The 6,337-nt window shown below is 65.9% G+C and carries 8 protein-coding genes; 2 read left to right on the top strand and 6 right to left on the bottom strand.

Translation table 11 applies throughout. From position 1 onward, the window contains the following. Positions 1-264, top strand: a 264-nt coding sequence (locus tag MJ956_RS04585) for a hypothetical protein (RefSeq protein WP_253963295.1), incomplete at its 5' end; no start/stop codon positions are given. A gap of 9 nt (positions 265-273) precedes the next feature. Here MJ956_RS04585 and MJ956_RS04580 read toward each other — a convergent pair. From MJ956_RS04580 to MJ956_RS04555, 6 genes are all read right to left on the bottom strand, one after another. Then, complete coding sequence (locus MJ956_RS04580) at positions 274-1,221, bottom strand: glycine--tRNA ligase subunit alpha (protein ID WP_253963294.1); 948 nt, start codon at positions 1,219-1,221, stop codon at positions 274-276. A gap of 108 nt (positions 1,222-1,329) precedes the next feature. Further along, complete coding sequence (locus MJ956_RS04575) at positions 1,330-2,499, bottom strand: zinc-dependent alcohol dehydrogenase (protein ID WP_253963293.1); 1,170 nt, start codon at positions 2,497-2,499, stop codon at positions 1,330-1,332. A gap of 190 nt (positions 2,500-2,689) precedes the next feature. After that, positions 2,690-2,872, bottom strand: a complete 183-nt coding sequence (locus MJ956_RS04570; RefSeq protein ID WP_253963292.1) for a hypothetical protein — start codon at positions 2,870-2,872, stop codon at positions 2,690-2,692. A 96-nt stretch (positions 2,873-2,968) separates the two neighbouring features. Next, positions 2,969-3,844 (bottom strand): S49 family peptidase, encoded by an 876-nt coding sequence (locus tag MJ956_RS04565; protein WP_253963291.1) that lies wholly within the window; start codon positions 3,842-3,844, stop codon positions 2,969-2,971. Between the two features lie 91 nt (positions 3,845-3,935). Then, the gene (locus tag MJ956_RS04560) at positions 3,936-4,664 is read right to left on the bottom strand and encodes a tRNA1(Val) (adenine(37)-N6)-methyltransferase (protein ID WP_253963290.1); all 729 of its coding nucleotides are present in this window, start codon (positions 4,662-4,664) and stop codon (positions 3,936-3,938) included. Positions 4,665-4,737: 73 nt separating this feature from the next. Beyond that, complete coding sequence (locus MJ956_RS04555) at positions 4,738-4,956, bottom strand: putative signal transducing protein (RefSeq protein WP_253963289.1); 219 nt, start codon at positions 4,954-4,956, stop codon at positions 4,738-4,740. A 240-nt stretch (positions 4,957-5,196) separates the two neighbouring features. Here MJ956_RS04555 and MJ956_RS04550 point away from each other — a divergent pair, with 240 nt between their 5' ends. Beyond that, positions 5,197-6,213 carry a polyprenyl synthetase family protein gene (locus MJ956_RS04550; protein ID WP_253963288.1) on the top strand — a complete coding sequence of 339 codons (1,017 nt, stop codon included), beginning with the start codon at positions 5,197-5,199 and terminating at the stop codon, positions 6,211-6,213. The last annotated feature ends 124 nt before the right edge of the window (positions 6,214-6,337 follow it).

The following is a 6,337-nucleotide window of genomic DNA, read 5'->3' as shown; positions in this document are numbered from 1 at the left end:
GCGGCGTTGGTTATTGGCTTGATCGCCTTGATTTGGGCCTCGGCGTGGAAGGATGCGGTTCTCGCTGGAAATCAGGCTGGCGGGGTCGTGTTCTGCCTCTTCGCGCAGTTCTTCGTATATCTTCCAGTCTCCAACCAAATCATGCAGATCGGTGATGGCTACGCCGCCCTGATCGCCTGGGTGTTGATCTGGCTCGCGCTCAAGATCTTTCTTGGCGCCAAGGTCTCAACCCGACCCGCTGACCGTGGCCTTCCACCTGGCTAGTGTCGCCGATCAACCCCGCTTTGCCACCAGCGCCCCACCCGCGTCGGTCAAGAGGAACGCCTCGCCACAGGCCTTGGCGAGAGTGCGCACGCGCAGGATATAGCTCTGCCGTTCCGTCACCGAGATGACGCCGCGCGCGTCGAGCAGGTTGAAGACGTGGGAGGCCTTGATGCACTGGTCATAGGCCGGCAGCACGCATTGATGCAGCCCCGCCGGATCGCTTGGTGCTCCGGCCTTCAGGATCGCCAGACATTCTCCCTCGGCGTCGTCGAAATGCCTGAGCAGCATCGCGGTGTCGGCGAACTCGAAATTGTGGCGCGAATATTCCTGCTCGGCCTGCAGGAAGACGTCGCCATAGCTGACCTTCTCGTCGCCCTCGCGGCCGTTGAAATTGAGGTCGTAGACGTTGTCGACATTCTGCACATACATGGCGAGGCGTTCCAGGCCATAGGTCAGCTCGCCCGCCACCGGCGCGCATTCGATGCCGCAGACCTGCTGGAAATAAGTGAATTGCGACACCTCCATGCCGTCGCACCAGCACTCCCAGCCGAGCCCCCAGGCGCCCAGCGTCGGGCTTTCCCAATCGTCCTCGACGAAGCGGATGTCGTGCAAGAGCGGGTCGATGCCGATCGCCGCCAGCGAGCCGAGATAGAGCTCCTGCAAGTTCGGCGGATTCGGCTTCAGAATCACCTGGTACTGATAATAATGCTGCAGTCGGTTGGGGTTCTCGCCATAGCGGCCGTCCTTGGGCCGCCGCGACGGTTGCACATAGGCCGCGTTCCAGGGTTTCGGCCCGAGCGCGCGCAACGTCGTCGCCGGATGGAAGGTGCCGGCGCCGACCTCCATGTCGTAGGGCTGCAAGACGACGCAGCCATGATCGGCCCAATAGCGGTGGAGCGTCAGGATCAGCGCCTGGAAGGAGCGGCGCGGGTCCATATGCGGGGCAAGGTCTGACATGGAGCGAATTCCGGGTGGCGGGCCCGCGTGCGGGCGAAAACACAGCCGCAGGTGCCATGGCGGCGGCGGAGCGGTCAAGCCATTCGCCCTCCGGCGCCGCCCCTCCGGTCAGGGCGTCAGGACCACCTTGACACATCCGTCCTTCTTGTCGCGAAACGTCTTGTAGAGGTCGGGTCCGTCTTCCAGGGAGCCGCGGTGGGTAATCATGAAGGTCGAATCGAACTGACCGTCCTGCACCCGGTTCAGCAGGTCGCCGGCCCATTTGTTCACGTGGGTCTGACCCATGCGGAACGTGAGCGACTTGTTCATCGCGGCACCGAACGGGATCTTGTCGACCATCCCGCCATAGACGCCGGGCACCGAAATGATCCCGCCCGGTCGGCAGACATAGATCATCTCGCGCAGGACGTGCGGGCGGTCCGTCTCGGCCATCACCGCCTGCTTGGCGCGGTCGTACAGGTGCTCAGCGCCGTACGGTGCGTGCGCCTCCATGCCGACGCAGTCGATGCATTTTTCCGGACCCTTGCCACCGGTGAGCTCGTTCAGCCGATCCACCACGCTCTCTTCCTGGAAATTGATCGTGATCGCGCCCTTGCTCTGGGCCAATGCCAGCCGCTCCGGCACTTCGTCGATCATCACCACCTGCTTGGCGCCCTGGATGATCGCGCTCTGGAGGGCGAAGAGGCCGACCGGGCCGGCCCCCCAGATGGCCACTGTGTCGGTCGGCTGGATGTCGCAGTTTTTCGCGCCCTGCCAGCCGGTCGGCAGGATATCGCCGAGGAACAGGACGTCCTCGTCGCTGAGGCCATCCGGGACCTTGACCGGGCCGACATCGGCGAATGGGACGCGGACATATTCGGCTTGGCCGCCGGAATAGCCGCCTGTCAGATGCGAATAGCCGAACAGGCCGGCGGTGGTGTGGCCGAACATTTTGGCTGCCGTCTCGGCATTGCGGTTGGAGCGCTCGCATACGGAAAAGTTGCCGCGTCGGCACTGGTCGCATTCGCCGCAAACGATGGTGAAGGGCACCACGACCCGGTCACCGACTGCGAGCTTCCTGTTGTCCTTGCCGACCTCGACCACTTCGCCCATGAACTCATGGCCGACGATATCGCCGGATTCCATGCCGGGCATGAAGCCGTCGTAGAAATGCAGGTCGGAGCCGCAGATCGCGCAGGCCGACATCTTGATGATCGCGTCGCGGCCATGCTCGATTTCGGGATCAGGCACCGTTTCGCAGCGCATGTCGTGTTTGCCGTGCCAGGTGATGGCTTTCATGGCTAAACTCCGGGGTCATCTCGTTCGTGGGATGCTCCGGTAACCCCGTGCAAGCGGCCAAGTTCCGGCTGTGGCCGCCCTGGAATAGGAAGTCGCCTACTCAACCGTCTGCAGACGTGCGCGGCAAGCTGCGCACGGCGCCCCTGTCGCTAACGCTTGAGGGTTACAGGACGGCGATGGCGCAGTGCACTCAATCCTTCTTGATGCGGTAGATCCCGTCTTCGCCGCGCACGAGCGTGCCTTGCGCGCCGGTCTTCGTTTCGGCTTCGGCGCGGCGGTTGCGTTCCGCGAGACGGTCCGCCTCCCGCTTCATCTGCTTGTAGCCGAACAGCGCGGCGGCCCCGACGAGGCCCAGAAGAAGAAACTGTGGCATCCGTTCGACCCATGCTCCTCGAGTGCGGTGACTATGCGCTGCGGCGCGCGCCGCGGCAACACAAAGTCGTTGCCCACCCGACCGTTACCGCTTGTCTCAAAGCCCGAAGCGGGCCCACAGGGCGCGTTCCTCGGCGGTGCTCAATATCTCGGAGGCGAAGCCGGCGCCGATCGACGCCAGCCCGGCGCCCGCGACCATGTCGGCGCGAATACCCGGCTGCTTGCGGCCGAACAGGCTGCGGCTCGCCTGCATCAGCACCGGTTTGACCTTGGCGCCGAAGCGGGCGCGCAAGGTGCCGCGCAGATCGCCGATCTGATCCACGAGGCCGAGTTCCAGCCCGCGACGCCCCGACCAGAAAAGTCCGGAGAACAGATCGTCGTGTTCGATGAGGCTGGCGCCGCGGCTTTGCCTGACGAGATCGATGAAGGTCTGGTGCACCTCGCGCTGCAACGCCTTCAGATGTTCCACGTCTTCCGGTTTTTCCGGCTGGAACGGGTCGAGCGTCGCCTTGCTGGTGCCTGCGGTATGCACCCGGCGCTCGATGCCGAGCTTGGCGATCGCCTCGACAAAGCCAAAGGAGCCGGAAACGACTCCGATGGAGCCGACGATGGAGGACGGGTCGGCGATGATCTCGTCGCCGGCGCAGGCGATCATGTAGCCGCCCGACGCCGCCACATCTTCCACGAAGACGAGGACCCGCTTGTTCTTTTCCTCGGCGAGATCGCGAATGCGCTGATGGATCAGCCGCGACTGCACCGGCGAGCCGCCGGGCGAGTTGACGACGATCGCCACCGCCGGCGCCTTCTTGTGATCGAACGCCTTCTGCAGGACCGGCGCCGCCGTCGCCAGCGACAGCGTCGGCCGCAGCGCGCTCTGCGCGGTCATGATCGCGCCCGACAGCCGGACTACGGGGATGACGGTGGCATCGGAGCGGAAGCGTTTGGGGAGTATCTTCTGGAGGGGATTCGCCAACGGAGGGCCCTTGCTGCTGGGACAGGATCAGGCCTGGCATGTAAGCGCGATCGGCCGTTTCGCAACGCATCGAAGCGCGTCACCCGTCAATTCATGGATCGAGCCGGATATTGGCCGTGCCGGCGGCGAGCGCTTCGGCGAAGGGTTCCAAGCCGCCGTCGGGCGCATGCAGCGTGCGGCCGGGCAGCACCGCCAGGGGCGCGCGCGATCCCTTTCGGCCGGAGACAATGAGCCGTTTCGCCGGTGTCATGGGCCTGGAATGCACCGGCAGCACCCGCATTCCGCCCAGCCGGCCTTCGCTCGCCTGCAGCATCGCCGGCAGCGCGTCCGGCCGCACGATGGCGGTGAACAAGCCGCCGGGGTCGAGCAGAGCGGCACAGGCGCGCATCCAGGCCGGCAGGAAGTCGGCGTCGGCGGCACTGAGGGCCTCGGCGCGCAGCGGGTCGGGCGAGGCACGATGGCCGTGCGGATAGAACGGCGGGTTGGTGAGGACATGCTGAAACGCGCCGTCGCCAAGGCCGGCGGCTTCACGCCCGGCCCGGCCCGCCAGGATGTCGGCCTCGACGACGCGCGCGCGATGTCGATAAGGCGCGTTCTCGGGCAGGGCCAGCCCACGGCGCGCCAGCTCCGCCATCACCGGGCTTTTCTCGACGAGCGTCACCTCGACCCGTTCGGCCCGGCAGGCCGCGGCGAGGCCGACCACCCCTGCCCCGGCGCCGATATCGGCAACGCTGCCCGTCGCCGATTCGGGCAGCGTCGCGGCAAGAAGCATCGCGTCGAGACCCGACCGGTAGCCGCCGCGCGCCGGCTGCAGCACCACGAACCGGCCACCATAAAACGCGTCGCGTCGAACCGGCGACGGGTCCGCCTCGTGGTCGATCGCGGATGCCGGATCAGGACAGTTCATGGCCGAGTTCGGCGTCCTTGAGGATTCTGCGGGCCTGGTCGATATGGTCGGGATCGACCAGGACGCGGCGCGGCAAGACGCCGATCGATCCGTCGAGAATACTCATATGGACATCGGCGACAAAATGCGGAATGTCCGCATCGTTCAAGAGAGCATCGACGAAGGAAATGAGAACCGCGTCGTTGGACCGCATGAGTTCTTGCATGATCTGCACCGCTTCGAGAAATGGGACGACCGAAGCCGGGGAAAGATGGGGCCGCATGCTCTCCAGCCGCGATATAGGTGCCCGAAATGCGTCAGTCATGGCAAGGGCTGGGGCGAAACGGGCGCGCGTTCTTTCGGCGTGGCGGCGGCAAGGCCTTTATATCGGCGGCGCCTACGCCATCTTCGGGAGCGATGTCCGGCAACTACCCGCGCGGCCTGCGCGGGAAAGCAACGGAGTGACATGGTGAGCTTGGCCAGCCCCATCGGGCGGACGGATACCCGCGGTTCGATCGAACCGATCCTCGCGGTCACGGCGTCCGACATGACTCGCGTCAACGAGCTGATCCTTGCGATGGCCGGCTCGAATGTCGAGCTGATTCCCGAGATCGCCGAGCACCTGATCTCCTCCGGCGGCAAGCGGCTGCGGCCGATGCTGACGATCGCGTCGGCGCTGGCGCATGGCTATGACGGCGACGCGCATGTGAAGCTCGCCGCGAGCGTCGAGTTCATGCATACGGCGACGCTGCTGCATGACGATGTGGTCGACGAAAGCGATCTCAGGCGCGGCAAGAAGACCGCCCGCACGATCTGGGGCAATCAGGCCAGCGTCCTCGTCGGCGATTTCCTGCTCGGCCAGGCCTTCAAGATGATGGTCGAGGTCGGCTCGCTCGCCGCGCTCGACATCCTGTCCACGGCCTCCGCCGTCAACGCCGAGGGCGAGGTCTGGCAGCTCTCGGCGGCCAAGCACATGACGACGAGCGAGGCCGACTATCTCGCGGTCGTCGACGCCAAGACGGCGGCGCTGTTTTCCGCCGCGGCGGAGGTCGGCCCGGTCGTCGCTGGCGCCGGCACGGCCGAGCGCGAGGCGATGCGCCGCTACGGACGCAATCTCGGCCTCGCCTTCCAGCTGGTCGACGACGTGCTCGATTACGACGGGTCCGCCACCGATCTGGGCAAGAACACCGGCGACGATTTTCGCGAGGGCAAGATCACCCTGCCGGTGATTCTCGCCTACGAGGCGGGCGGCGAGGAGGAACGGAGCTTCTGGCGCGACGCCATGGAGAGAGGCCGGAATGATGACGAGGCGCTTCAACGCGCCAAGGCGCTGATACGCCGTCACGGCGCGCTGGACGCGACGATCGCCCGCGCCCGGCTCTACGGCGACGCGGCGCACGAAGCCGCGACCTCGCTGCCCGCCTCGCCAGGCCGCGACGCGCTGCTGGGCGTCGTCGCGTTCTGCATCGACCGGGTCAGTTGACCCGGGGGCGGACCGCCCCGTTTCCACCCGCTCGCGGTGTAGCCGCAATCCCGACAATCTCTCGGTGCAACAGGAAAGCGCCTGTTAGGCGCCATTTGGCTTCACCTCCACAGGTCACTGGATT

It is taken from the genome of Aurantimonas marianensis (assembly GCF_024195285.1).
In the GTDB taxonomy this organism is placed as follows: domain Bacteria; phylum Pseudomonadota; class Alphaproteobacteria; order Rhizobiales; family Rhizobiaceae; genus Aurantimonas; species Aurantimonas marianensis.
Note: the sequence above shows the minus strand (reverse complement) of the source record. Positions and strands in the feature narration are given on the sequence as shown.